Consider the following 25,346-nt stretch of genomic DNA (forward strand, 5'->3'; position numbering starts at 1 on the left):
AGTGCGCGCGCAAAATCCGCGGCTCCTTCAAGTTGCTCAGAGATCAGGTCTAGACGTACCTCCTATGGCAAAAATCATCGGCATCATCGTAGTTATCGCCAGCGTGCTTGGCGGCTTTATGCTCTCTGGCGGAAAGATCGGCGCGCTCATTCACCCGTTCGAGGTGATGATCATCGGCGGCGCGGCGCTTGGCGGCTTTCTTCAGGCCAACCCAGGCAGCACCACCAAGATCGTGTTCAAGAAATCGCTGCAGATGTTCAGCACGCGGTTTACCCACAAGTACTACCTCGAAGTGCTGGGGATGCTTTATGAAGTCCTCAACAAGAGCCGCCGTGAAGGCATGATGGCTATCGAGGCCGATATCGAAGAGCCCAGCGCCAGCCCGATTTTCAGCAAGTACCCGGCGATCCTGAAAGACGAGCGGATGACGGCCTTCGTTTGCGATTATCTGCGCATCATGTCGTCCGGCAACATGGCGCCACACGAGCTCGAAGGCCTGTTCGACATGGAGTTGAACGGTCTCAAAGAAGAGCTCGATCATCCCTCCCACGCGGTAGCGAAAATTGCCGACGGTCTGCCCGCGATGGGCATCGTGGCGGCCGTGCTCGGCATCGTGATCACCATGTCGATCCTGGCCTCCGCTACCAACGCAGAAATTGGCGAGAAGGTTGCCACCGCTCTGGTGGGCACGTTCCTCGGTATTCTCGCGTCCTATGGTTTCTTCGGCCCGCTGGCTGGAGCGCTCGAGCATGATGCCAAGGAAGAGCTCAACCTCTATGAAAGCATCAAGGCTACGCTGGTCGCCTCCGCGTCCGGTATGCCTCCAACGCTCGCGGTCGAATTTGGCCGTAAGGTACTTTTGCCTGCGCACCGTCCAAGCTTTTCCGAGCTTGAACAAGCCATGCGTGGTAGCTAAACGCAGCCATGGACAATAACCAGCCAATCATCGTCAAGCGGATCAAGAAGGTCGCTGCTGGGCACCATGGCGGCGCCTGGAAGATCGCTTTCGCCGACTTCGCAACCGCCATGATGGCGTTCTTTTTGGTGATGTGGCTGATGTCCTCCGCCACACCGGAGCAGAAACGCGCCATTTCCGGCTACTTCCAGGACCCCATCGGCTTCACCGAAAGCGCTAGCCCGCATGTCATAGACCTTGGCGGTACGCCTACGCCCTCACCGGATCGCACGCTCAATGACGTGGTCCAGCCGGAAGTGCAACAGTCCGAATCCGCGCTCGACGCCGAGCAGGCCCAGACCTTTTCCGAGCAGCTGGACCGGGAGCGCCTTGAGCTGCTGCTGCAGGAGCTGCAGAACAAGGTCGACGAAAATCCGGATCTGACCCGATTCAAGGATCAAATCCTGTTCGAAATCACCCAGGATGGCTTGCGTATCCAGATCATGGATGCCGCCAACCGGCCTATGTTCGCGCTCGGTAGTGCTCAGCTGCAGTCCTATTTCGAGGACATCCTGCTAGCCATGGCCGACACCATCCGCGCGGTGCCGAACAAGATCAGTATCAGCGGCCACACCGACGCCAAGCCCTATTCGGGGCGGGGTGATTTCGGCAACTGGGAGCTATCAGCCGGCCGCGCCAATGCGGCGCGGCGCGTACTGGTCGCCGGTGGCTATCCTGAAGAACAGCTGGCGCGGGTGGTGGGCTATGCGTCATCCGCGTTGTTCGACCGTGAGGACCCGCTGAACCCGGTAAACCGTCGTATCGACATCCTGGTGCTCACCAAGAAAGCGCAACGCGACATCGAGGGTGAGCAGTCGGAAGCCGCTGAAGACTCTGGCGCAGCGCCTTCGGACGCCGCGCCGCCCGCGGAGGCAGTACCCGATCCACTCCAGGCACCGCAACTTCGCGAGCGGCTGAACATCTTCGAAGACGGCGTGCTTAAGTTCGATCAGCCAGGCGGCAACTGACGCAGGCGTTCAGCTGATGTTACCGAACAGGCGGCGGTAAAGAAGCCGCCAACTGCGAAGGCGCTAGTACTCGGCTTCAGGCAGGCTGCTGATGATGTGGCGGTAGCTGGCCATCCGCTGCGGCTGGATCTGCCCATCTTCCAAGGCCTTGAGAAGGGCACAGCCCGGCTCGCGGTCATGCTTGCAATCGCGAAAGCGGCAATGACCCAGCAAATCCTGGAATTCGATGAAACCCGCCTCGACATCGGAGCGGCTGACGTGACCCAGGCCGAATTCACGAATGCCGGGGGAGTCGATCAGCTCGCCACCGCGAGGGAAGTGGAACAGCCGTGCGGTAGTGGTGGTGTGAGTGCCTTTGCCAGTCAACTCGGACAGCGGGCCGACGCGAGTGTCGACGCCCGGCAACAGGCTGTTCACCAACGAAGACTTTCCTACGCCCGACTGCCCGACAAACACGCTGACGTGGCCGTCGAGCCTTGTCTGCAATGCTTCCATGCCTGCCCCGTCGTGGGCTGAGACTTCCATCAGCGGATAGCCCAACGTGCGGTACACCGACAGCAGGGCGTTTAGCGCTTTCTCGTTCTGAGCATTGATCAGATCAGCTTTGTTCAGCAGCAGCAGTGGCGTGATGCCCGCATGCTCGGCGGCGATCAGGTAGCGGTCGATAAGATTGGCATGTGGTTCGGGAAGCGGTGCGAACACGATGACGATGAGGTCGACGTTCGCGGCGACCGGCTTGAGCTGGCCACGGGTGTCGGGTCTGCAGAGTTCGGACTGGCGAGGCAGTTGCGCGACGATCACGCCGATGCCCTGATTGCCGGGACGCCAGACAACCCGGTCGCCGGTCACTAGTGCGGGCAGGTTGGCACGCAGGTGACAGCGGAATACCTGGCCGCGCTGCTCGCCTTCTTGGGCCTCTACTTCAACCTGAACGCCGAAGTGTGCGATCACCAGACCGGTCTGTTCCGGGCCCAAATCACCACCTTCCAGCTCTTCTATAGTTCGGGATTCGCGTCGCGCGGCGCGCGTGGCGCGCTCTTCCTGGATTTTCTCGATGCGCCAGCTTTGCCGGCGGTTGAGGTGGCGTTTGGCCATTTCTGTGTGGTGTCCAGGGTTGTAAAAAGTAGGCGAGTCTAGCATGCCGCCCGACTGGACCATGGGCGCTGTATGGGGCTCGGCCTGCCGGTTAGACTTTGCCCCTGTTCCTTGATGCGACGCGCTCCTATGCCGGCCTTTTCCATGGCACGCTCGCCTGCCTTGCTGGCGCTATTCAGCCAGCTGTTATCGCTGATCCTCTGCTGGCTGCTGATCCTTATCCTGGCTCGGACGGCGGGCTGGCACTTAACGCTGCTGGCCGCGGCTTGGCTCCAGGGCACCATGGCGGCCTTGATTGGAGGGCGGTGCGGGTTGTCTCGCTGGTGGCTACCGATCAATCTTGGCTTCGTGCCTGGGCTGGTGTTGCTGCAGGACCATGCGCTGCCGCCCTGGCTGCTGCTCGTTGGCTTTGTTGTGCTGTTGCTGTTGAACTGGAACGCGCTGACCGAACGGGTGCCGCTGTACCTCACAGGCACGGCGGCTGAAGGCCAGCTGATCCACCGGCTCGCTCAGCTGCCAGACGGTTTTCGATTCGTCGACCTTGGCAGCGGCCTCGGTGGCACCCTGCTGCGGCTGGCCCAAACCTACCCGAATGCGCACTTCGTCGGTGTCGAGACCGCTCCTCTGACCTTTGCCCTGTGCTGGTTGCGCTGTCTGCTGCAACCTAATTGCCGGGTGCGCTTTCGCAGTATCTGGCGCGAGTCGCTGGCCGATTATGATGTCGTCTATTGCTTCCTGTCCCCGGCCCCGATGCCGGCGCTGTGGCAGAAAGCCCGTGCCGAAATGCGGCCGCACGCCTTGCTGATCAGCAATAGTTTCGAGGTGCCTGGGGTGGCACCGCAGGAAGTGCTGCCGATCGAGGATTGGCGCCATTCGCGCTTGCTAATCTGGCGGCCCGGCGCCGATGCGCAACCTGACGGCCGGGCTGCGAGCAGCTAAACTGCGCGCCACGGCCAAGGAGCTCACCATGCAGAACCCGCAGAATCTAATCTGGATCGACCTGGAAATGACCGGTCTGGATCCCGATAACGACGTCATCATCGAAATGGCAACCATCGTCACTGATAGCCAGCTCAATGTGCTGGCGGAAGGGCCGGTCATCGCCATCCGTCAGAGCGATGAGCTCCTGGCTGGCATGGATGAATGGAATACCCGCCAGCACGGCGGTTCCGGCCTGACCCAGCGGGTGCGTGATAGCCGCATATCCACTGAAGAAGCAGAAGCCCAGACTCTCGCATTTCTCGAGCAATGGGTGCCCAAGGGCAAGTCCCCTATCTGCGGCAACAGCATCTGTCAGGACCGCCGCTTTCTATATCGGCGCATGCCTCAGCTGGAAAGCTATTTCCACTACCGCAATTTGGATGTTTCGACCCTCAAGGAGCTGGCCGCGCGTTGGGCGCCGGAGGTGCTGGCGGGCTTCAAGAAGGGCGGCACGCACCTAGCGATGGACGATATTCGCGAATCCATCGCGGAGCTGCGCCACTACCGCGAGCATTTCATCAAGGTCTGATTGCCAGGGCGTGACTCGCACGATGACATGTATGCAGCGAGGGCGGGGACCTCGGTCAGTGCTCCCGGCCTTGGTTGCGTCTTAGTTGCGGCCTAATTTGCGCAGCTCGTCCGACTCGACCACTCGCGTTCCTTCGCCTTCCTCTAGTGCGAGGCGCCAGAGTGCATGGGCAAGGGTGCACGCCGAAATGCCTCGATATTTGCCCGGCAATAGATGGGAGAGTGGGGCGGTCAGACGTTCCACCGGGCGCACCTGCATGCGCGGCCCGAGCAGCTGCGAAGGGCGTGCAATGGTCAGCTGTGGCCAGCCCTGAGCCTGCAGAGCCTGCTCCATCTCACCTTTGACCCGACAGTAGAAGATCGAGCTGGCCGGATCGGCGCCCAATGAACTGATCACCAAGAGGTGCCGGGCCCCCAACTCCCGAGCTCGGGCGCCAAAGGCCAGCACCAGATCATGGTCGATCTTGCGGAAGGCTTCCTGGCTGCCTGCCTCTTTCAGCGTGCTTCCCAGGCAGCAGAACGCGGTATCGATCTTGCCTGATAGTTGCGGCAGCAGCGCTTCAAGCCCGCCGACCGGGTTTTCAAGACGCTGATGCTCGGCGAGTGGTCTGCGGCTGGGGGCAAGCACGCATTCCACAGTAGGTTCGTTGAGCAGGCGGTCCAGCAAATGCTCGCCGGTCAGCCCGGTGGCGCCGGCAAGCAAAATACGCTGTGGCGTCAAATACATGTTGTGGCTTCCTGTACCGTTCAGTCGGTCGGCATTGGCAGCTGACTGGTCAGCGCCCGCCAGTGTTCGACAACGCGCTCCGGCGCCCATATCTGTGGCTCCGAAGCCTGATAGTGGTCGGCTTGCTCCCGTTCGGCAACCCTTGCTTGAGCCAGCGTGAAGGCCTGCACAATATCCCGGTTCTCCTGCAGCGCCTCGGCGAAGAGGGCTCGGCCGAAGTAGGTGAAGTCGCTTTCCTCGGAGCAGCCGAACGACACCCTGTCAGCGCGAGCGGCGGTGATGATCGCGGTGTTCGAGCTTTTCAGCGGCTCGATGAACCCTCCGGAATAGCAGGCTGAGATCACGACTATCTTGTTGCGTTCGGCAAGAGGCTCCAGCAGCGTCGCCAGGTCGGCTGCGGGGAGGTCCTCCAGCGCCAGCCGCGGCTGTGTCAGCACGAGCTGATGGTCAGCGGACCCATGGCTGGTCAGGTAGATGAAGACCAGGTCTTCCGGACCACTTTGCTCGGCCAGCCGATGTATCGCTCGAGACAGGTTTTCGCGAGTGGCCAGCGGCCGATCGGTGAAGTGGTCGCGATGATTGACCAGGCTGAGTTGTCCCCGTGCAGCGAAGCGCTCGCTCAGCAACTTGTTCACGTAGTCGACCTCGCGCAGAAACACGCTTTGCTGGCCATCGCCACCCAGGGTCAAGGTGTAGAGCTCGGCTGCGGAGGTCGATGCCGGGACCGCATCAAGGGCTTCTGACAACAACGAGCCCTGACGCAGCAGGCCGACCTCCAGCGGATCGGGCAAGCGATTGTCTTCAAGGTCATGGCTCAGGCGACCGGCCTTCCATATTCCGCTCTGTTGCGTCCCGTCGGCCTGGACGAGCGTACCGGGTCCAGCGTACTGGCCTGTGCGAAAACGCCCGCTGTAATGAGTACCGTCCGGCTGGCTGAGATCGCCTAAGCCGTGATATTGCCAGCGCTTGAATACGCCGCTGTAGCGAGTGCCGTCGACGCCGGCATACTCGCCGTCGCCGCTTAGCTCGCCCTGTTCGAAGTTGCCTTTCCAGACATTGCCGATGGCATCTTCGTAGCGACCCAGACCATGAAATTGGTCGTCCTGGAATTGGCCGATGTAATGCTCGCCATCGCTGCCGCGGTAAACGCCGTCTCCGTTCAGACTGCCGTGCTCGAAGCGGCCAATGAATGTTCCGCTGGCATCGCTGCGGGTGCCTTCGCCGTTTGGCTGGCCAGCGACGAAGGCCCCTTCATAGGCGCCACCGTCCGTGCTTTCGAGCTTTCCGCTGCCGTGGTAGAGGTCGTCCTTGAATTCGCCTTCATAGCTCAGCCCCGGTTCGGTATAGCGACCTTTGCCGTTCAAGCTGCCTTGCTGGAACTGCCCTTCATAGACGCCGCCTGTGGCATAGCTGAACCGCCCTTGGCCGTCGAACAATCCCTCTTTGAACTCGCCCTCATAGCGGTCGCCGTTGGCGCCCTGCCAGACGCCCCTGCCGTGCCATTGGCCATTTTTGAAGATGCCGCGATAGTTGCTGCCATTCGGGTAATCTATTCGGCCTTCGCCTTGTAACAGGCCGTCGACGATCTCACCCCGATAACGACCGCCATCAGGCAGTACCGCATCGGCGGGTAGCAATGGCTCGCCATCCCCGCAAGCGGTCAGGAGAAAAGCGAGCAGAACAGGGGCGAGGTGGCGCATGCGGTCATCCGAAATGGCGAAGTCCGCAGTATGCCGTAATCGCGACGGGGTACGACAATGGCGCACCCCGCGTGATCAGACGAAGCAGAGAGCCAGGGTTTCGGCGATGTAGGCGGGCTTCTCAACGCCCTCAATTTCCATCACGGCGCGAGATTTGAGCAGCCACTGTCCGGGGTTCTTCTCGTAGGCGTCGATCAGTGTTGCGGCAACCCGAACCCGCGAGCCGACCCTGACCGGCTGAATGAAACGCAAGCTGTCGAGGCCGTAGTTCACCCCCATCTTGATTCCCTCCGGGCGAATCATCAGCTCCTCCATCAGCATCGGCAGCAGCGAAAGCGATAGGAATCCATGTGCGATCGTCCCGCCGAACGGGGTCTGCGAGGCCTTTTCCGGGTCGATGTGAATGAACTGGTGATCACCAGTGCAATCGGCAAACTGGTCCACTCGCTGCTGGTCGACAGTGAACCACTCGGAATGGCCGAGTTCCTTGCCTATGTAGTCCTTGAGTTCTGCTACGGGTACTTGCGGCATATGTCCTCCGGGCTTTTGTTGTTCTGGTCGGTTGTTGCGCCGGGGCTAGATCATCATGCGCCTCAAAGCGAATCAACCAAGCATGGTTCGTGCGAATGGCGAGCCATAGGCTGAGCCGGCGATGGTCGCGGGATTCGTTGCGGCGAGATGCCTATAATCGCGCCCCTTTTTCATGGAGGCTGTCATGCTGCTACGTGGACTGACCTGGCTGGTGATCTTTCAGCTGCTTGGCACTGCTTTGAATGTGATGGTTTTACCAATGCTGCCAGGCCCCATCATCGGGCTCGTCCTGCTGTTCGTCGCGCTGCTAGCGCGCGGGCAGGCCAGTGAGTCGCTACAGGTCGCTGCCAGCAGCCTCTTGCGTTATCTGCCTCTGCTGTTGGTGCCGCCAGCCGTTGGGGTGATGGCCTACACCGAGGCGATTCTCGATGACTTCTGGGCGATAGTCGGCGTGCTGGTCATCTCGTTGGTGGTTTCGCTGGTTTTCACCGGGTGGTTGATGCAAGCACTGATTCGTCGTCAGCAGCGCAAGGCGGGCCGCGCATGATCACGATGCAATGGCAGGCTGCGTGGGAAGCGGTGATTCATCACCCGCTGTTCGGTGTGGCCATCACCCTCGCAGCCTTTCAGCTGGCCTATGCCGCCTACGAAAAGACTCGCTGGGTATTTCTGCAGCCGGTGCTTGTATCGATGGTGGTCGTGGTAGGCACGCTGCTCCTGTGCGGCCTCAGCTACAACGAGTACCGCGACAGCGCGCAATTGCTTACGGTAATGCTCGGGCCTGCCACCGTCGCGCTGGCGGTACCGCTGTATCTCAATCTAAGGCGTATTCGCGAGCTGTTCGGGCCGATCATGCTCACTTTGCTGGTGGCCGGCACGGGCGCGACGGCGCTTGGAATGGGGCTCGCATGGGCCTTCGGTGCCGATCAGATGATTCTGATGACCCTTGCGCCGAAATCCGTAACCTCGCCCATCGCCATGCTGGTGGCCGACCAGATCGGCGGCGTGGTGGCGCTGGCTGCGGTGTTCGTGATGATCACTGGCATCATCGGTGCGATCATTGGCCCGGAACTGTTGCGCCGGTTTGGCGTTCAGCATCCTGCCGCCCGTGGCATGGCGCTGGGTTTGACTGCTCACGCAGTGGGAACCGCGCAGGCCCTGCAGGAAGGTGACGAGTGCGGTGCCTTCGCGGCACTGGCGATGAGTCTGATGGGCGTGATGACGGCGGTGCTGCTGCCGCTTGCCGTTTTGCTGTTGTCGTAAGGAGTCCGCATGAAGCTGCCGCTGTTCCCCCTGGATACCGTACTGTTCCCCGGTTGCACCCTTGATTTGCAGATATTCGAGGCGCGCTATCTGGATATGGTCAGCAGCTGCCTCAAGGCCGGCCATGGTTTCGGCGTAGTGCGCATCCTCGAAGGCAGTGAGGTGGGAATGGCTGCAAGCGAGTACGCCCTGACCGGCTGTGAAGCGTTGATTCGCGACTGGCAACAGCGTCCCAACGGATTGCTTGGCATCAGGGTAGAGGGTGGTCGCCGATTCGATGTGGTCTCGGCTGAAGTGCAGCGCGATCAGCTGACCATCGGTGAGGTCAACTGGCGAGAGGAGCCCGAGGACCTTCCTCTGAGCGAGGAGCACGCTGATCTTGCGGTACTGCTCGAGGCGCTCGCACAACATCCCTTGGTCGAAACGCTGGGGATGGGGCACCCAGCGCAGGGGCAACGCTCACTGGCGCACCAACTGGCCTATCTGTTGCCATTCCGACCCGACCAGAAGCTGGACTTGCTTCAGCTGAACGATCCTGAGCTGCAGTTGCAATCTATTCAGCGCTGGCTGGAGCAGCTCCAGGGCGAGGCGTCCGATTAGCAATAACGCAGGCCGTTGTGTTCGACGCTACTGGTAGCGATAGAGCAGCATGGCACCGGGCAGCGCCCAGATGGTGAAAGCCCCGATCAGGCCCAGCGTCGCCGGCAGTATCAGCGACCAGATTCGGGGTGAGAGCGCATTCATCGGGGCGCGCCATTGCACGATGGTCAGGCTCGCCGCGCAAACGGTGGCCGCCAGTACCGCTCCGGCAATTACATCCGTGGGCCAGTGGACGCCCAGATAGACGCGCGACAAGGCAATAGCGGTAGCCGGCAGGGTGGCCAGAAGTACCCAGGCCAGGCGCAGCCTTGGCGGTTGCCCGCGTCCGGCCAGCACACCCAGCGTAAGGAAGAAGGCGAAGGCTGCGGAGCTGTGGCCGCTGGGGAAACTGTAGCTGTGCAGGGGCTCGAGAAGCACTTCCGGGCGAATTCGACCAAATGTCGCTTTGAGAGAGCCGTTGGCCAGTGCAGTCCCGAGGAGGGTGAGTATCGCGAAAGCGGCCGCTCTGCCTTGTTTCATCATGAGCAGGAGCAGGCTGAGCAACACGGCAGCCCATAACTGGGTCTGGAAATCGCCCGCTCTGGTGACGACAACCATGACGCGGTCGAATATCGGACTACGCTCGCCTTGAACGACCGTCATCAAGCCTTCATCGAATTCCTTCAGATACGGCCAGCCTATGAACAGGCCGAGCAGGATCGCCGCACTCAGGCCGGCAGCGAGCGGCGTTACCCGGCGCATCTGGTGAAGACTGCAGTGCACGACACCGCCGATAAGCAGCAACAAGCCCCCAGTAACAATGCCCGCCTCGCCCCAAAAGCCTTCCGGTAGCGGCAGTCGAACGGCTGCGCCGGCGGTCCAGCCCGGCAGCAGATAGGCCATCGACCAGCCTGCTGCCGCAAACAGGCTGACCAGGAGGAAGCGCCCGAATGGCATGTCCAGCATGCCTGCGGTCAGCGGCAGCATTGGTCGCAACGGGCCGATGAATCGCCCGACTAGCAAACTGGCGATCCCGTAACGCTCGAAATACACCTCGGCTCGTGCCAACCATTCCGGATGATCTCGCAGCCCCCGCATACTGCGAATGTTCTGGTGATAGCGCCGCCCAAGCCCGTACGACAGCAGGTCGCCCAGCAAGCCGCCGGCGTAGCCCAGCAGGAGCGTCTCGCCAAGGCTCAGCACACCGCTACCTGCGAGTACCGCGATGGCGAAGATCATCACCGTGCCGGGCATCAGCAGCCCGACTACGGCAAGGCATTCGAGGCAGGCCACTATGAACAAGCTGAGGCCCAGCCATTGTGGATTGTCAGCGAGCCAGGTGGTAAGAGCGGTGAGCCATTCGGGCATAAATGTTTCCTTAGTTCGAACCGGTTCGACCCGACGTCTGGCGCCCAGGTTTCAAAACGACGGTTTATAGCGTCGTCGCGATGGACACTTTTGATCCACATGGTTGGCCGTGATCCGCCGTGCCAGGGCTTGTAACGTGGCAGCAAGCCGGGCTGATGGTGTTGTCGGCGTGCGGCATTGCAGCCATTCGCCCGGCGCCGCTGTGCGCGAGGCGCGAGGGTAGCTATAATCAGCCGCTTTCCCTTCAGTCAGGCCAGCCAGACCATGACCGAGTCCGTACTCGACTACATGACCCGCCTCGGTCGCGCCGCGCGCGAGGCGTCGCGCGTGCTTGCGCGTGCCACTACGGCTCAGAAGAACCGCGCGTTGCATGCCGCTGCCGCTGCGCTCGATGCGGCGCGCGAGGAACTGGTCAATGCCAATCAGAAAGATCTGGCTGCCGGGCGCGCTAACGGACTGGACGACGCCATGCTCGATCGTCTGGCCCTGACACCGGCGCGTATCGACGACATGATCGAGGGCCTGCGTCAGGTTGCCAGCCTGCCCGATCCCATTGGGGAGATCCGTGACATGCGCTACCTGCCGTCGGGCATTCAGGTCGGCAAGATGCGTGTCCCGCTGGGAGTAGTCGGCATCATTTACGAATCGCGCCCGAACGTGACCATCGATGCGGCCAGCCTTTGTTTGAAGTCCGGCAATGCCACCATCCTGCGCGGCGGGTCCGAAGCCATTCACTCGAATCAGGCGATTGCGCGCTGCATCCAGCTTGGGCTGGCCGAGGCCGACCTGCCATCGGCGGCCGTACAGGTCGTCGAGACCACTGATCGCGCTGCGGTCGGCGCGCTGATCACCATGCCCGAGTTCGTCGACGTCATCGTTCCGCGTGGCGGCAAGGGCCTGATCGAACGCATCAGTCGTGATGCGAAGGTTCCGGTCATCAAGCATCTGGATGGCATTTGCCATGTGTTCATCGACCAGGCGGCTGACCTCGACAAAGCCATTCGCATTGCCGACAACGCCAAGACACAGCGGTATGCCCCCTGCAACACCATGGAAACGCTACTGGTTCATGCGGGCATCGCGCCGCGCGTTCTGCCGCCCTTGATCGCCATCTATCGCGAGAAGGGCGTCGAGCTGCGCGGCTGCCCGCGAACCTGCGAACTGCTGGGGACAGATGTTCTGGCTGCCGCCGAGGAAGATTGGTCGACCGAGTACAATGCGCCGATTCTGTCGATCCGTATCGTCGATTCCCTTGCTGATGCCATTGAACACATCAACCGCTATGGATCGCAGCACACCGATGCGATCGTCACCGAGAACTTCACCGATGCCCGCCGCTTCATTACTGAAGTCGACTCGGCGTCAGTAATGATCAATGCCTCGACTCGCTTTGCCGATGGCTTCGAGTACGGGTTAGGGGCGGAGATCGGCATTTCCACCGATAAGCTGCACGCACGCGGCCCGGTCGGCCTTGAAGGCCTGACCAGCGAGAAGTACGTGGTATTCGGCGACGGCCACGTGCGTACTTGATGAGGGCGACTGGCACCCCCCGGCGCATAGGCCTTCTCGGTGGCACCTTTGATCCGGTGCATATCGGGCACTTGCGTGGGGCTCTGGAGGTAGCCGAAATAGTCGGGCTTGACGAGGTTCGTCTGGTCCCAAACTACAGGCCACCGCACCGTGAGACGCCTAACAGCTCAGCTCAGGACAGGTTGACCATGGTCCGGCTGGCTGCGCAGGAGCTGCCATTGCTGGCGGTCGACGCACGGGAGCTGGAGCGCGACAAACCCTCCTACACGCTCGATACGCTGGAGTCTCTGCGTGCCGAACTGGACGATGACGATCAGGTATTTCTCATCGTCGGGTGGGATGCGTTCTGCGGGCTTCCCAGCTGGCATCGCTGGGATGAGCTGCTCGATCATTGCCACATTCTGGTCATGCAGCGGCCGGACGCCGACAGCGAGGCGCCGGAAGCGCTGCGCGATCTCTTGGCTGCACGCAGCGTGAGTGACCCGCTGACACTTGCGGGCGGCGGAGGGCAGATCGCCTTCGTCTGGCAGGCACCTCTCGGGGTTTCGGCAACACGAATTCGTCAATTTCTGGCCAGCGGCCGGTCGGTGCGTTTTCTCGTACCCGACGCCGTACTGGCTTATATCAACGCGCACGGACTGTACCGGGCGTCGAACTGAGGTTGTTTCACACTATGCAAAATGATTCTTTGGCCCAGCTGGCCGTTAGCGCCCTGGAAGACCTGAAAGGCACCGACATCACGACTATCGATGTCCGTGGCAAGACCAGCGTCACCGACTTCATGGTAATCGCCAGCGGCACCTCCAGTCGCCACGTGAAATCCCTGGCCGAGAACGTACTCGAGAAGGTCAAGGAGAAGGGCGTGCGACCGCTGGGCAGCGAAGGCCTGGACGGTGGCGAATGGGCGTTGCTCGATCTGGGCGATGTGGTGGTGCATGTGATGCAGGTGCCGACTCGCCAGTTCTATGATCTTGAGCGCCTTTGGCAGGGTGCCGAGCAGAGCCGCGCGCAGCACGCAGGCGAGCAGGAATAACCGATTCGTGCGGATCAAGCTGATTGCGGTGGGCTCGAAGATGCCACGCTGGGTCGAGGACGGTTGGCAGGAATATGCCAAGCGTCTGCCATCCGAGTTGCCACTGGACCTGCATGAAATATCGCTTAACACGCGCGGCAAGAATGCCGACGTGGCGCGGTTGATTCGTCAGGAGGGCGAGGCCATGCTGGCGAAGGTCCAGCCGGGCGAGCGAATCGTGACCCTGGAAGTGACAGGCAAGCCCTGGAGCACCGAGCAGTTGGCGTCCGAGTTGGAGCGCTGGCGGCTGGATGCGCGGAACGTCAACCTGATGGTCGGCGGGCCGGAGGGCCTGGCGCCGGAAGTGTGCGCACGAAGTGAGCAACGCTGGTCGCTGTCGCCGCTTACCTTGCCTCATCCGCTGGTGCGCATTCTTATCGGCGAGCAGATCTATCGCGCCTGGACGTTGCTGTCGGGTCACCCTTACCACAAGTAGTACAGCCAAACCCAAGATGTCCAAGTCGATTCCCCTCCAGGACCACGAAAAGGACGCCCGTCTGGTGCGTCAGCGGGTGATTGTGGGCGGGTTATTGGTGCTGCTCCTGATTGGCGCCTTGATTGCGCGGCTGTACTACCTGCAGGTCGTGCAGTACGAGCATCACTCGACGCTATCCGAAAGCAACCGTGTTCACGTCCAGCCGATTCCACCCAATCGCGGGCTGATTTTCGACCGGACTGGCAAGCTCATCGCTGATAACCGGCCGAGCTTCAGTCTTACGGTGACTCGCGAGCGAGCTGAAGATTGGCGCAAAACACTCGACACGGTGGTCGAGGTGCTGGAACTCTCCAGCGAAGAGCGCGCGCTGTTCGAAAAGCGCGTGCTGCAGGGGCGGAGGCCATTCGAGCCGGTGCCGATCATGTACGAGTTGTCGGAAGAGCAGATCGCCCGCATCGCCGTGGATCAGTTCCGTCTGCCCGGCGTGGAGGTGGCGGCGCAACTGGTTCGACACTACCCGCAGGGCAAGCACTTCGCGCATTCGGTCGGCTACGTCGGCCGCATCAACGAGGCCGAGGTCAAGCAGCTCGATCCGGTCAATTACAGCGGCACGCATCATATCGGCAAGACCGGCATCGAGCGGTTCTACGAAGACGATCTGCACGGGCAGGTAGGCTACGAGGAAGTTGAAACCAATGCCCGTGGTCGGGTTCTGCGGGTGCTGAAACGCACCGACCCCATTCCGGGCAAGGACATTACCCTGACGCTCGATCTCGAGTTGCAGGAGGCAGCCGAAGCCGCACTCGCAGGGCGTCGCGGGGCCATCGTCGCCTTGCAGCCGTCTACCGGGGAAGTGCTGGCGATGGTCAGCCAGCCCAGCTTCGATCCCAATCTGTTCGTCACCGGTATCAGCTTCAAGGCATATGGAGAGCTGCGTGACTCGATCGATCAGCCACTGTTCAATCGTGTCTTGCGCGGCCTTTATCCACCGGGGTCAACGATCAAGCCGATGATGGCGGTGGCGGGTCTCGACACCGGTGTGGTCACCAAGAATACCCGGGTGTTCGACCCCGGCTTTTTTCAGCTCCCCAACGTCAAGCACAAGTACCGCAACTGGAATCGCGGCGGCGATGGCTGGGTGGACCTGGAGCTGGCGATCATGCGTTCCAACGACACCTACTTCTACGAGATGGCGCACAAGATGGGCATCGATCGGATGCACGACTACATGAGCCGTTTTGGTATCGGTCAGCGAGTTTCGCTGGATATGTTCGAAGAAACCGCGGGACTGATGCCGTCTCGCGACTGGAAACGTGCTCGGTATCGTCAGGCCTGGTATCCGGGTGAGACGGTTATTCTGGGGATCGGCCAGGGTTACATGCAGACCACTCCGCTTCAATTGGCTCAAGCGACCGCACTGATGGCAACCCGCGGCAAGTGGATCAGGCCCCATCTGGCAAAAGACATCGAAGGCGGCGCGGCTTCCGACCCTGAGCCCATTCCCGACATCGAGTTGCGGGATCCAAGCTACTGGGATGCGGCTATCAACGGTATGGAGCAGGTGTTGCACGGGGCGCGTGGTACGGCGAAGAAGGTTGGCGACAGCGCCAGCTATCGTATAGCCGGCAAGAGCGGCACCGCACAGGTCGTCGCCATCAAGCAGGGCGAGCGCTATGACAGTGGCAAGCTTGCCGAGCGTCATCGTGACCATGCGTTGTTCGTCGCCTTCGCGCCGGTGCATGACCCGCAGATCGCAGTGGCGGTCATGGTTGAGAATGGTGAGTCGGGCTCCGGCGTCGCGGCCCCTGTGGCCAAACAGGTCATGGATGCTTGGCTGCTTGATCAGGAAGGCAAGGTGAAAACCGAGTACGCCCTGCCGCTGACGGCCGAGGGACCGCAACCATGAGCGGAACATTCGACCGCACGCTTTCCACGACCGATGTGATGCGCCGACGGGCAAGCCTGCTGCAGCGCATGCACATCGACGGCGTACTTCTGCTGCTTCTGCTTTCGCTCGCGGCGGGTAGTCTGTTTGTTCTTTATTCAGCTGGTGGCAAGAACTGGGACCTGTTGATCAAACAGGCTACTTCCTACGGAATCGGCCTGGGCGCCATGCTGGTCATCGCGCAATTCGAACCGCGGCTGATGGCCCGTTGGGTGCCGCTCGGTTATCTGGCGGTCGTCGCGCTGCTGGTGGCAGTGGAGTTCGTCGGTTACACGGCGATGGGTGCGACTCGCTGGATCAATATCCCCGGTGTGATCCGCTTTCAGCCGTCCGAATTCATGAAGATCATCATGCCGATGACCATCGCCTGGTATTTATCGGGTCGGGCGTTGCCGCCGGGTATCAAACACACCATGGTCAGTCTCGGCCTGATCCTGACCCCCTTTGTGCTGATCCTGAAGCAGCCGGATCTGGGTACATCGCTGCTGGTGCTCGTATCCGGCGCGTTCGTGCTTTTTATTGCAGGGCTGCGTTGGCGCTGGATCATGAGTGCGGTGGCAGCGCTTGTACCTGTCGCCGTGGCCATGTGGTATTTCGTTTTGCATAACTATCAGAAACAACGTGTTCTGACCTTTCTCGACCCCGAAAGCGATCCGCTGGGTACCGGCTGGAACATCATTCAATCCAAAGCGGCGATCGGCTCGGGTGGCGTCTTCGGCAAGGGCTGGCTGTTAGGTACCCAATCGCACCTGGATTTTTTGCCCGAAAGCCATACGGACTTTATCATTGCGGTCCTTGCCGAAGAGTTTGGCCTGGTCGGTGTCTGCCTTCTGTTGCTGCTCTATCTGCTTCTGATCGCTCGGGGGCTGGTGATAACCGTCCAGGCACAAACGCTGTTCGGCAAGTTGCTGGCGGGCGCGCTGACTATGACGTTTTTCGTTTACGTGTTCATCAATATCGGTATGGTCAGCGGGCTGTTGCCAGTCGTAGGGGTGCCGTTGCCCTTTATCAGCTTTGGTGGCACTTCTTTGGTGACCCTGCTATCAGGGTTTGGGGTTTTGATGTCGATCCACACCCATCGCAAGTGGATCGCACAGGTCTGATTAGAGTGAATTTCTTGAATCCATTACGACGTGGCTGGTTGGCACGAACGCTCTGCGGAGCAGGTCTGTTCGGTGCGCTCGGCGGTATTCCTGCAGCTTATGCCGCCGATTACCAGGGCGAAAAAGTAGCCGAGTTCGTGCGGGAGATGACCGAGGATTACGGCTTCGCCAGCGAGCAGGTGGTTGAATTGCTAGCTCAGGCTGAGCGCAAACAGGCGATTCTCGATGCGATCTCCCGTCCGGCAGAGCGCGTCAAGCCGTGGAAGGAATATCGGCCGATATTCATTACCGATTCACGGGTCGCTCAGGGCGTTGACTTCTGGCGTCAAAACGAGGCTGCGCTGACCCGTGCCCAGCAGGCGTTCGGCGTGCCGGCTGAGGTCATAGTCGCGATAATCGGTGTCGAAACATTCTATGGGCGCAACACCGGTAACTACCGGGTAATCGATGCGTTGTCGACGTTGGGGTTCGATTACCCGCCTCGCCAGCCGTTCTTCCGTCAGCAACTCAAGGAGTTCCTGCTGCTTGCCCGCGAGGAGCAGGTCGATCCACTGGCCTTGAGTGGTTCCTATGCCGGGGCGATGGGCCTGCCACAGTTCATGCCGAGCAGTTTCCGCGCCTACGCAGTGGACTTCGACGAGGATGGCCGGATCGACATCTGGAAGAATCCGGTCGATGCCATCGGTAGCGCAGCCAACTATTTCAAGCAGCACGGCTGGACAGCAGGTGCGCCGGTCGTTGCCCGGGCTGAAGTGAAGGGTGAGCGTTACAGCGAAGGCCTGACCGAGGGGCTGGAGCCGGTGAAGAGCGCAGCCGAGCTGCGCGAGCTTGGCTGGCAGTGGGCGACTCCAACGGAAATGCCGGATGACACAGCAGTGACAGCCTTCCGTCTCGACGGGGCGGATGGCGATGAGTACTGGGTGGGCTTGCCCAATTTCTATGTGATCACTCGCTACAACCGAAGTGTGATGTATGCCATGGCGGTTAACGAACTTGCTGAGCAGCTCGCTCAAGCCCGGGGCGCGCAATGAATACCCGTCTGCTTGCGGCAGCGGCAGTCGCGGTCCTGGTCGCCGGTTGTTCGTCGTCCCCAGCGCCGCAAACACCGGCGCCCGCACCGGTGCCCAGCAAGGGTATCAGCGGCCCTGGCGACTATTCCCGTCCTCACAAGGACGGAGCCCCATGGTGGGATGTAGATGTTTCTCGCATTCCCGACGCGACACCCATGCCGCATAACGGACCCTTCAAGGCCAATCCTTACACGGTCCTGGGCCAGACCTATTACCCGATTGGTGACGGGCGCAACTACAAGGCGACCGGCACCGCGTCCTGGTACGGAACCAAGTTTCACGGTCAACCTACCGCCAACGGCGAAAAGTACGATCTTTACGGCATGAGCGCGGCACATAAGACGCTGCCCTTGCCCAGTTACGTCCGGGTGACCAGCCTCGACAATGGCAAAAGCGTCGTGCTCCGCGTGAATGATCGTGGCCCTTTCTATTCTGATCGGATCATCGACCTGTCCTTCGCGGCCGCCAAGAAGCTGGGCTATGCAGAAACGGGAACCGCGCGGGTCAAGGTCGAAGGCATTGATCCGCAACAGTGGTGGGCCGAGCGCGGTCAGAAGCCGCCCATGGTCCTTGCACAATCACAGAAGGCTGCCGGCCAGCCAGCGAAAGCGCAGCTTTCGCAACCGGTCGAGCAGTACACCCCACCGCCCACGCAGCACGCGGGCGCGACGGTTCCGGTCCAGATTGATCGCGACGACTCGGCCGCGGGTTCAGGTATGTTTCTACAGGTTGGCGCGTTTGCTAACCCAGATGCCGCACAATTGCTGCGTGACAAGCTGAGCAGCATGACCGAGGCACCTGTGTTCGTCAGTTCGGTAGTGCGACAAGAGCAGATTCTGCATCGCGTCCGATTGGGGCCGATCGGCTCCGCGGATGAGGCTGCACGACTGGAGCAGACGGTCCGTCTCGCCAATCTAGGCAATCCACGGCGAGTGCAGGGCGACTGAGCGGCTTGCCGCGTTGAATCAAAGACGCCGATACAAACTTTTTTGCCACAGCAAACACTCTGAGAGCGCAATGACTATCACCACCTTCGTGCACCGCCTGTTCCTTCTCACCATGTTGGCCGTGGCGCCGGCCGCATGGGCCGAGCAGATCATCCCATCGCCGCCGCAGCTGGCGGCCAAGTCCTATGTCCTGATGGACGCGGCCAGTGGCGAGGTATTGGTCGAGAACGCCGGTGACGAGCGCTTGCCCCCGGCCAGCCTGACCAAACTGATGACTGCCTACATCGCCACATTGGAAATCCAGAAGGGCCAGATTTCCGAAAGCGACATGGTCACCATCAGCGAGAAGGCCTGGCGTACGGGCGGTTCGCGGATGTTCATCCAGGTCAACACTCAGGTGTCGGTGGATGATCTGCTGCACGGCATCATCATTCAGTCGGGCAATGACGCCAGCGTAGCGATGGCCGAGCATATCGCCGGCAGTGAAGAAGCCTTTGCGGACCTGATGAACAGCACGGCCCAGCGCCTTGGGATGACCAATACCCATTTCATGAATGCCACTGGACTGCCCCATCCGGAGCATTACTCGTCGGCATCGGATATGGCCAAGCTGGCGCGAGCGATCATTTATGAAGATCAGGCCCACTACGGCATCTACGCGCAAAAAGAGTTCTTCTGGAATAACATCAAGCAGCCCAACCGCAACCTGCTGCTATGGCGCGACAAGACCGTCGATGGACTGAAAACCGGCCACACCGAAGAAGCGGGCTTTTGCCTGGTTGCATCAGCCGTTCGTGATGACATGCGCCTCATTACTTCCGTCTTCGGCACCAATAGCGAGCAGGCGCGCGCCGCCGAAACACAGAAGCTGCTGACCTACGGCTTCCGCTTTTTTGAAACGCGGACCTTTTACAAGAAAGGCGTCGAGTTGGCGCAGTCGCGCGTCTGGAAGGGTCAGCAGGATCAGGTCAGTGCCGGACTGGCGAACGACCTGACGCTAACCGTTCCGCGCGGTCAGCTGGAGAAGCTGCAGGCTGGCCTGACCTTCAATCCGGAACTGACGGCACCGATTCAGCAGGGCGACGTCGTCGGTAAGGTCGAGGTCAGTCTCGATGGTGAGGTATTGCAGAGCACTGATCTGATTGCCCTTCAAACCATCGAAGAGGGCGGGCTGTTCCGGCGGGTCTGGGACAGCATTCAGCTGTTCTTCTTCAATCTTTTCAACTGAACCTCTGGAGCGCGTCCACGCCGTCCGGCGGGCGCGCTTGCGGATCACGAGTCCGTCGCCATGACTGAAAGTAAAAGCGAAAATCAGGCACCCAAAATCGAGTTTCCCTGTGAGCGTTATCCAATCAAGGTGATCGGGGACGCGGGCGAGGGATTCAGTGAGACGGTTGTGGACGTCGTCCGGCGCCACGCGCCCGATCTTGATGAAACAACGCTCGTATCTCGCGACAGCCGCAACGGTCGGTTCCTGTCGGTGCAGGTGCTGATCACCGCGACCAGCCTCGAGCAGTTGCAGGCAATCCACGTCGACCTGCGTGCGACTGGGCGCGTTCACATGGTGCTGTAATGACAGACCAACCCTCCAGTCCGGATTTGACGGCGTCCAAGTCGGCGGTAGGCGGCCCGCTGCTAGCGGTGCGCGAGCTTGGGCTGGTGGACTATCCGATTGCCTGGCAGGCCATGCAGCGCTTCACCAACGAGCGGATGCCGGACACCGTCGATGAAATCTGGCTGCTGCAACATCCGCCGGTATTTACCCAAGGGCAGGCCGGCAAGGCCGAGCACCTACTGTTACCCGGCGATATTCCCGTAGTCCAGGCTGACCGCGGCGGACAAGTCACCTACCACGGCCCCGGGCAACTGGTGTGTTACCTGATGCTGGATGTAAGACGTCTGGGGCTTGGTGTGCGCGAGCTGGTCAGTCGAATTGAGCTGAGCTTGATCGACTTGCTTGCCAGCTATGGCGTGGATGCCCTGGCGAAACCCGACGCGCCTGGCGTGTACGTTGATGGGGCAAAGATCGCGTCCCTAGGCTTGCGCATCCGCAACGGACGATCATTCCATGGCCTGGCGCTTAACGTGGACATGGACCTGGAGCCCTTTAGGCGAATCAATCCCTGCGGCTATGCGGGCATGTCTATGACCCAGTTGGCCGATCAGGTCGCGGGCCCAGTTGTGTTTTCCGAGGTCGGTAGCCGTCTGCGTGAGCAGCTGGTCAAGCACCTCGGCTACGCGCAGCAAAGCCAGACGAGCACCGCAATAAACTGCTAATTCAACCGTTACCTGATGCAGTGTGTGCGGCACATGGCGGGTAGAAGACGCCCACCCACCTGACGGAGCCTGTTCGGCTCGGATCAGTTCAGATTGAGGGCTGGAATCAGGCTGCTGTCGAACGGCTGGCCTGGAACAGGCACAGGGGCGGACAGACCCAGGTTGTTCTTCTCGAATACCCGGTCGGCTCGATAGCTGGAGCGCACCAGGGGGCCGGCGGCAACTTCCATGAAGCCCTTGGCCAAGCCGATATCGCGGAAACGGTTGAACTCTTCTGGACTGACCCAGCGTCTGACCGGCAGATGGTTGCGTGTCGGCTGCAGGTACTGGCCGAGCGTGAGGATATCCACGCCGATGGTGCGAAGATCATCCATGGTCTGCAGCACTTCCTCGTCGGTTTCGCCCAAGCCCAGCATCAGACTGGTCTTGGTCAGCATCTGTGGGCGATGGCGCTTGGCGTGCTCCAGTACGCGCAGGGTCTTCTCATAGCCGGCGCGGGGATCGCGCACTTCATGGGTCAGGCGCTTGACCGTCTCGACGTTCTGCGCGAAGACTTCGAGGCCAGAATCCGCCACGCGCTCGATGGCCTGCAGGTCGCCGTCGAAGTCCGGAGTAAGGGCCTCCACCACCACATGCGGGGTGCGCTCTTTGATGGCGCGCACACAAGCGGCGTAGTGCGCGGCGCCGCCGTCGTCCAGGTCGTCGCGGTCTACTGAGGTCAGCACGATATAGCGCAGCGCCATCAGCTCAACCGACTTGGCGGTGTTCTGCGGCTCCTCCTGATCCAGCCAGCCGTTGGGGTTGCCTGTATCCACTGCGCAGAACCGGCATGCGCGGGTACACACTGAGCCCATCAGCATGATGGTGGCAGTGCCATTGGACCAACACTCACCCATATTCGGGCAGTGGGACTCCTGGCATACGGTGCTCAGACGGTGCTCGCCAACGTTGCGCTTGACCGCTTCGAACCGACTACCGCTTGGCGCCTTGACCCGTAGCCACTTGGGCTTGGGTTCGAATACCTGGGGCTCGCTCGAGGCGCGGCGCTTTTGCCCGTCCTTGATTGCGGTGATGCCATGGGTGGTGCGGAATTTTTCGCCGCTGGCGACAGTTTTGGGCTGGGAGGTATCGGACATCGGCTTTCTGGGCTCCGCTAGAGGCTCCGGGACGAGGCGGCTTGTGGCCGGCGCGGAGTTTATCACAGGCGCTGACCGCACAGTCTGTCTGGCGAGACGTGGACTCGGCTGCTAAGGCCACAGCGTTGTCAGAGTTGCCCGATCCCGATTAATCATTGCAGGTCTGACTTGGCGGCAGGCCGTTATCGCTGACGCCTCGCTGGGCAGCGCGTATTACGACTGGTCAATCAGCTTGTTTCTGTAGACGCGGATCGAACCCGGGCACGAGGTGGGCCGCACCGCCCATTCGGAAGGGACTGGGTGATGCGTATGGCTAGAGAGACTCTCAAAAGAACTGCCGGCGAGCCCCTAACCTGCACCATCAAGAGGCGCTATGGCCGATCAGGATGGGCTACCGAAGCTGCCAGACCCGGCGTGGGCAGGGCAGCTTATGGCTGAAAAGGTCGACTGTATTCGCTAAGGCTGCGTGCGCAGCCGACCCAAAAGTTCTTGCGTTGGGTGTCCGTCTGCGGGCCAGCCCAATTGCTGTTGGAAGCGACGGATAGCGCTGCGGGTATTGGCGCCGATGATGCCGTCTGCCGTGCCCGGGTCGAAGCCACGCTCGGTCAGTCTCTCCTGTAGTTCGAGACGTTCGGAGCGACTCAAGGGTTGCTCACCCTGCGGCCAGCTGCCACGGACCTGACCTGCACCTTCGAAACGTTCCGAGAGCAGTCCGATTGCCAGTGCATAGGACGACGAGTTGTTGTACCGCAAGATGGCTCTGAAGTTGTCGAGAACCAGGAATGCCGGGCCACGATAACCCGCCGGCAGCAGCAGGCTTGCACTCGTATCCTCCATGCCGGCGGGTATCCCGCTCAGGCCGAGCCGACGCCATTCGGACAAGGGCTTGCGGATGCTGTTGTCGGCCTGTGCATAGTCGAATCCATCCGGCAGGCTAACTTCAAAGCCCCAGGGTTGTCCGGCTTTCCAGCCTGATGCCTTCAGGTAATGGGCGGCCGATGCCAGTGCGTCAGCGGAGCTGTTCCAGATATCACGACGACCGTCGCCATCGAAATCCACTGCATGGGTATTGTAGGTGGTCGGGATAAACTGAGTCTGTCCCATGGCACCGGCCCAAGAACCGCGCAGCTGATCGGCGCTGACGTCACCGTGCTGAAGGATTTCCAGCGCCGCCAACAACTGGCTCTTGGCGAAGCCGGGCCGCCGGCCTTCATGTGCAAGGGTGGCCAGTGAGCGGATAACGCCCTTATCACCCATGATCTGACCGAAGCTGCTCTCCAATCCCCAGATCGCCACCAGGGTGTTGCGATCGACACCATAGCGGGCTTCGATATCGTTCAGTGTTGCCTGGTGCCGGTCGAGCAGATTTCTGCCGGCACTGACGCGCTGTTTTGACAGCGCCCCTTCCAAGTACTGCCAGACCGGCCGGGTGAATTCCGGTTGGCTGCGGTCAGCTGTGATGATGCTCGGGTCAGGGGTGACCCCTGCGAAGGCTCGATCGAAGACCTGCTCGGAGATACCTGCTTGCAGCGCCTCGTTTCGGAATTCCTCTCGCCATTGCGCAAAGCTTTGCTGAACGGGTTCTTCAACTTGCGGGCTCGAGTCGGTCTCGGCTACGGCAGGCGTCGGGGCGCTAGGCGCTACTGGATCGGCCGGTGCCACCGGTTCGGCCGCGCATGCGACCATGATGCTCAGCGCTGATCCAGCGATCAGGGTGCGCAGCAGCAGAACGGGAACGAAGGTGTAAAGCATGCACCACTCTCGGCAAGTCATCGGCAGCTGACATTATCACGCTTTCAATGCCTTGGCTTTTCAAGCCGCCAGAAGGACCGAAGCCTCCCAGTTGGTGGACTGGGAGGCTTCGCGGCGGTAACTGCCTTTGCCTTTTTTCGGCTGTTCCTGGCGGCTGCGGAACAGCGGTTGGGCCACCAGTGATTTAGCCTTATTCGGCCGTTTTCTTTGTTTGCTCATCATCTACCCTCATGGTCGTTGCGATCAGGCGAGGGCATCTTAATGGGTGGGCAGAAATTGTCCAGCGTGCGACATCAGGCTGGCTTTAGCGCGGTGAGGGCGTTGTGATACAGGGGATGGGCGCGGCTTTAAAGTCGCACGCGTCGCCCGCTCAGTTGCAGACATAGATCCGTCAGGCCGATCCAGGGGTTGCCTTGCGCTTGTCCCTTGATCTGTTCGTCGATGCGCTGCGCATCCATCAGCAGCCCTTGCCAGCCGGTGACGTCGTGGCGCTGCAGCGCCTTGCTCACCAGGGGCTTACGCTTGTCCCATACCGGCGGTCGCGCCTGACTGAATGCGCGATCGAGGGGAACACCCTGGCTGTACTGCTGTGCGATGTTGGCCAACTGGCGGACCTCGCGTGCTACGGCCCACAGAATCACAGGTGCTTCCACACCTTCGCCGCGCAATCCTGCCAGCATCTGCAGAATGTGCTCCGGCTGACCCAGCAGCGCGGCATCGATCAATCCGAACACGTCGTAGCGTGCGCTATCTGCAACGGCGGCCTGGACGGTCTCCGTCGTTACCTGACCGGCCTCCGCGAGCAACTTGAGCTTTTCGATCTCCTGGGCGGCAGCCAGCAGATTGCCTTCGACTCGGGCTGCGATCAGTTCCACCGCATCCTGGTCAGCGGCGAGTCCCGCTTGTGACAGTCGTTGACGAATCCACTGTGGAAGCGCCTGTGCATCCACCGGCCATATCTGCAGAAACTGGACCTGCTTGCCGTCGATGAGGGCTTTCGCCCACTTGGTCTTCTGCGCATTGCCATCGAGCTTCGGCAGGCTCACCAGCAGCACGGTGTCTTCGGCAGGTCGGGCGAGGTATTCGAGCAGCGCGGCAGCACCCTTATCGCCTGGCTTGCCGTTGGGAATACGCAATTCCAGCAGACGTTTTTCCGCGAAGAGCGAAAGGCTGGCACCAGCTTCAATCAGGTATCCCCAGTCGAAGCCGGTCTCTACGTTAAGCACTTGGCGTTCGCTGAAGTCTTGCCGGCGGCACGCTCCACGGATGGCATCGCAGGCCTCCTGGCATAAGAGATGCTCGTCACCGCTGACGACATAAACTGGCGCGAGGGGGCCTTGCAGATGCTTGGCGAGTTGGGCCGGGGCTAACTTCATGTCGAGA

27 protein-coding genes are annotated in these 25,346 nt (G+C 60.9%); 18 read left to right on the plus strand and 9 right to left on the minus strand.

The features are described 5' to 3' along the window. Positions 1-64: 64 nt before the first annotated feature. Both motA and motB read left to right on the plus strand, forming a co-directional pair. Positions 65-916, plus strand: coding sequence for a flagellar motor stator protein MotA (gene motA / locus NA619_RS03260; RefSeq protein WP_255959883.1), 852 nt, complete (start codon positions 65-67; stop codon positions 914-916). An 8-nt stretch (positions 917-924) separates the two neighbouring features. Further along, the gene (motB, locus tag NA619_RS03265) at positions 925-1,923 is read left to right on the plus strand and encodes a flagellar motor protein MotB (RefSeq protein WP_255959884.1); all 999 of its coding nucleotides are present in this window, start codon (positions 925-927) and stop codon (positions 1,921-1,923) included. A gap of 63 nt (positions 1,924-1,986) precedes the next feature. Here the strand turns inward: motB and rsgA are convergent, their stop codons facing one another. Beyond that, the gene (gene rsgA / locus NA619_RS03270; protein ID WP_255959885.1) at positions 1,987-3,018 is read right to left on the minus strand and encodes a small ribosomal subunit biogenesis GTPase RsgA; all 1,032 of its coding nucleotides are present in this window, start codon (positions 3,016-3,018) and stop codon (positions 1,987-1,989) included. A 129-nt stretch (positions 3,019-3,147) separates the two neighbouring features. Between rsgA and NA619_RS03275 the strand changes: the two genes are divergently transcribed. Beyond that, positions 3,148-3,957, plus strand: coding sequence for a class I SAM-dependent methyltransferase (locus tag NA619_RS03275; RefSeq protein ID WP_255959887.1), 810 nt, complete (start codon positions 3,148-3,150; stop codon positions 3,955-3,957). A 28-nt stretch (positions 3,958-3,985) separates the two neighbouring features. Further along, the gene (gene orn / locus NA619_RS03280; protein WP_255959889.1) at positions 3,986-4,528 is read left to right on the plus strand and encodes an oligoribonuclease; all 543 of its coding nucleotides are present in this window, start codon (positions 3,986-3,988) and stop codon (positions 4,526-4,528) included. Between the two features lie 81 nt (positions 4,529-4,609). Here orn and NA619_RS03285 read toward each other — a convergent pair whose 3' ends face one another. The 3 genes from NA619_RS03285 to NA619_RS03295 all read right to left on the minus strand — a co-directional run bounded on the left by NA619_RS03285 (position 4,610) and on the right by NA619_RS03295 (position 7,485). After that, positions 4,610-5,254, minus strand: a complete 645-nt coding sequence (locus tag NA619_RS03285; protein WP_255959891.1) for an oxidoreductase — start codon at positions 5,252-5,254, stop codon at positions 4,610-4,612. Positions 5,255-5,274: 20 nt separating this feature from the next. Continuing rightward, positions 5,275-6,954 carry a C13 family peptidase gene (locus NA619_RS03290; RefSeq protein ID WP_255959893.1) on the minus strand — a complete coding sequence of 560 codons (1,680 nt, stop codon included), beginning with the start codon at positions 6,952-6,954 and terminating at the stop codon, positions 5,275-5,277. A 75-nt stretch (positions 6,955-7,029) separates the two neighbouring features. Beyond that, positions 7,030-7,485 carry a MaoC family dehydratase gene (locus NA619_RS03295; RefSeq protein ID WP_255959895.1) on the minus strand — a complete coding sequence of 152 codons (456 nt, stop codon included), beginning with the start codon at positions 7,483-7,485 and terminating at the stop codon, positions 7,030-7,032. Between the two features lie 184 nt (positions 7,486-7,669). On the opposite strand from NA619_RS03295, the gene NA619_RS03300 reads away from it, so the two are divergent. From NA619_RS03300 to NA619_RS03310, 3 genes are read left to right on the plus strand one after another with little or no spacing between them, the layout of a single operon-like run. Then, entirely contained in the window at positions 7,670-8,032 is a 363-nt protein-coding gene (locus NA619_RS03300) for a CidA/LrgA family protein (RefSeq protein WP_255959897.1), read from the plus strand. A gap of 5 nt (positions 8,033-8,037) precedes the next feature. Next, complete coding sequence (locus NA619_RS03305; RefSeq protein ID WP_255960147.1) at positions 8,038-8,748, plus strand: LrgB family protein; 711 nt, start codon at positions 8,038-8,040, stop codon at positions 8,746-8,748. A 9-nt stretch (positions 8,749-8,757) separates the two neighbouring features. After that, complete coding sequence (locus tag NA619_RS03310) at positions 8,758-9,348, plus strand: LON peptidase substrate-binding domain-containing protein (RefSeq protein ID WP_255959899.1); 591 nt, start codon at positions 8,758-8,760, stop codon at positions 9,346-9,348. 27 nt (positions 9,349-9,375) lie between these two features. Here the strand turns inward: NA619_RS03310 and NA619_RS03315 are convergent, their stop codons facing one another. After that, positions 9,376-10,695, minus strand: coding sequence for a bifunctional DedA family/phosphatase PAP2 family protein (locus NA619_RS03315; protein WP_255959901.1), 1,320 nt, complete (start codon positions 10,693-10,695; stop codon positions 9,376-9,378). A gap of 264 nt (positions 10,696-10,959) precedes the next feature. On the opposite strand from NA619_RS03315, the gene NA619_RS03320 reads away from it, so the two are divergent. The 11 genes from NA619_RS03320 to lipB all read left to right on the plus strand — a co-directional run bounded on the left by NA619_RS03320 (position 10,960) and on the right by lipB (position 21,075). Continuing rightward, positions 10,960-12,225 carry a glutamate-5-semialdehyde dehydrogenase gene (locus NA619_RS03320; RefSeq protein ID WP_222909611.1) on the plus strand — a complete coding sequence of 422 codons (1,266 nt, stop codon included), beginning with the start codon at positions 10,960-10,962 and terminating at the stop codon, positions 12,223-12,225. Continuing rightward, positions 12,225-12,884, plus strand: a complete 660-nt coding sequence (gene nadD, locus NA619_RS03325; RefSeq protein WP_255959903.1) for a nicotinate-nucleotide adenylyltransferase — start codon at positions 12,225-12,227, stop codon at positions 12,882-12,884. The genes NA619_RS03320 and nadD overlap by 1 nt, the downstream gene beginning before the upstream one ends. A 14-nt stretch (positions 12,885-12,898) precedes the next feature. Further along, on the plus strand, positions 12,899-13,258 hold the full coding sequence (gene rsfS / locus NA619_RS03330; protein ID WP_255959904.1) for a ribosome silencing factor: 360 nt from the start codon (positions 12,899-12,901) through the stop codon (positions 13,256-13,258). 7 nt (positions 13,259-13,265) lie between these two features. Beyond that, positions 13,266-13,733 carry a 23S rRNA (pseudouridine(1915)-N(3))-methyltransferase RlmH gene (gene rlmH, locus NA619_RS03335; RefSeq protein WP_222909609.1) on the plus strand — a complete coding sequence of 156 codons (468 nt, stop codon included), beginning with the start codon at positions 13,266-13,268 and terminating at the stop codon, positions 13,731-13,733. 16 nt (positions 13,734-13,749) lie between these two features. Continuing rightward, positions 13,750-15,639, plus strand: a complete 1,890-nt coding sequence (gene mrdA, locus NA619_RS03340) for a penicillin-binding protein 2 (protein WP_255959905.1) — start codon at positions 13,750-13,752, stop codon at positions 15,637-15,639. Then, positions 15,636-16,781, plus strand: coding sequence for a rod shape-determining protein RodA (gene rodA, locus NA619_RS03345; RefSeq protein ID WP_272891616.1), 1,146 nt, complete (start codon positions 15,636-15,638; stop codon positions 16,779-16,781). Before mrdA ends, rodA begins: the two co-directional genes overlap by 4 nt. A gap of 14 nt (positions 16,782-16,795) precedes the next feature. Continuing rightward, the gene (gene mltB / locus NA619_RS03350; RefSeq protein WP_423836792.1) at positions 16,796-17,812 is read left to right on the plus strand and encodes a lytic murein transglycosylase B; all 1,017 of its coding nucleotides are present in this window, start codon (positions 16,796-16,798) and stop codon (positions 17,810-17,812) included. Then, positions 17,809-18,798 (plus strand): septal ring lytic transglycosylase RlpA family protein, encoded by a 990-nt coding sequence (locus NA619_RS03355; RefSeq protein WP_255959906.1) that lies wholly within the window; start codon positions 17,809-17,811, stop codon positions 18,796-18,798. Before mltB ends, NA619_RS03355 begins: the two co-directional genes overlap by 4 nt. Positions 18,799-18,868: 70 nt before the next feature. Further along, the gene (locus tag NA619_RS03360; RefSeq protein ID WP_255959908.1) at positions 18,869-20,026 is read left to right on the plus strand and encodes a D-alanyl-D-alanine carboxypeptidase family protein; all 1,158 of its coding nucleotides are present in this window, start codon (positions 18,869-18,871) and stop codon (positions 20,024-20,026) included. Positions 20,027-20,086: 60 nt separating this feature from the next. Then, a complete protein-coding gene (locus NA619_RS03365; protein ID WP_255959910.1) occupies positions 20,087-20,371 on the plus strand; it encodes a DUF493 domain-containing protein in 285 nt (94 codons plus the stop codon). Continuing rightward, positions 20,371-21,075, plus strand: coding sequence for a lipoyl(octanoyl) transferase LipB (gene lipB / locus NA619_RS03370; RefSeq protein ID WP_255959912.1), 705 nt, complete (start codon positions 20,371-20,373; stop codon positions 21,073-21,075). The genes NA619_RS03365 and lipB overlap by 1 nt, the downstream gene beginning before the upstream one ends. Before the next feature lie 83 nt (positions 21,076-21,158). Here the strand turns inward: lipB and lipA are convergent, their stop codons facing one another. The 4 genes from lipA to holA all read right to left on the minus strand — a co-directional run bounded on the left by lipA (position 21,159) and on the right by holA (position 25,339). Next, on the minus strand, positions 21,159-22,211 hold the full coding sequence (gene lipA / locus NA619_RS03375) for a lipoyl synthase (RefSeq protein WP_255959914.1): 1,053 nt from the start codon (positions 22,209-22,211) through the stop codon (positions 21,159-21,161). Between the two features lie 456 nt (positions 22,212-22,667). Continuing rightward, a complete protein-coding gene (locus NA619_RS03380) occupies positions 22,668-23,963 on the minus strand; it encodes a lytic murein transglycosylase (protein WP_255959916.1) in 1,296 nt (431 codons plus the stop codon). A 60-nt stretch (positions 23,964-24,023) separates the two neighbouring features. Continuing rightward, entirely contained in the window at positions 24,024-24,182 is a 159-nt protein-coding gene (arfA, locus tag NA619_RS03385) for an alternative ribosome rescue factor ArfA (protein WP_021209677.1), read from the minus strand. A 128-nt stretch (positions 24,183-24,310) separates the two neighbouring features. Then, a complete protein-coding gene (gene holA / locus NA619_RS03390) occupies positions 24,311-25,339 on the minus strand; it encodes a DNA polymerase III subunit delta (RefSeq protein ID WP_255959919.1) in 1,029 nt (342 codons plus the stop codon). Positions 25,340-25,346: the final 7 nt, after the last annotated feature.

It is taken from the genome of Stutzerimonas stutzeri (assembly GCF_024448895.1).
Taxonomy (GTDB): Bacteria; Pseudomonadota; Gammaproteobacteria; order Pseudomonadales; family Pseudomonadaceae; genus Stutzerimonas; species Stutzerimonas stutzeri_Q.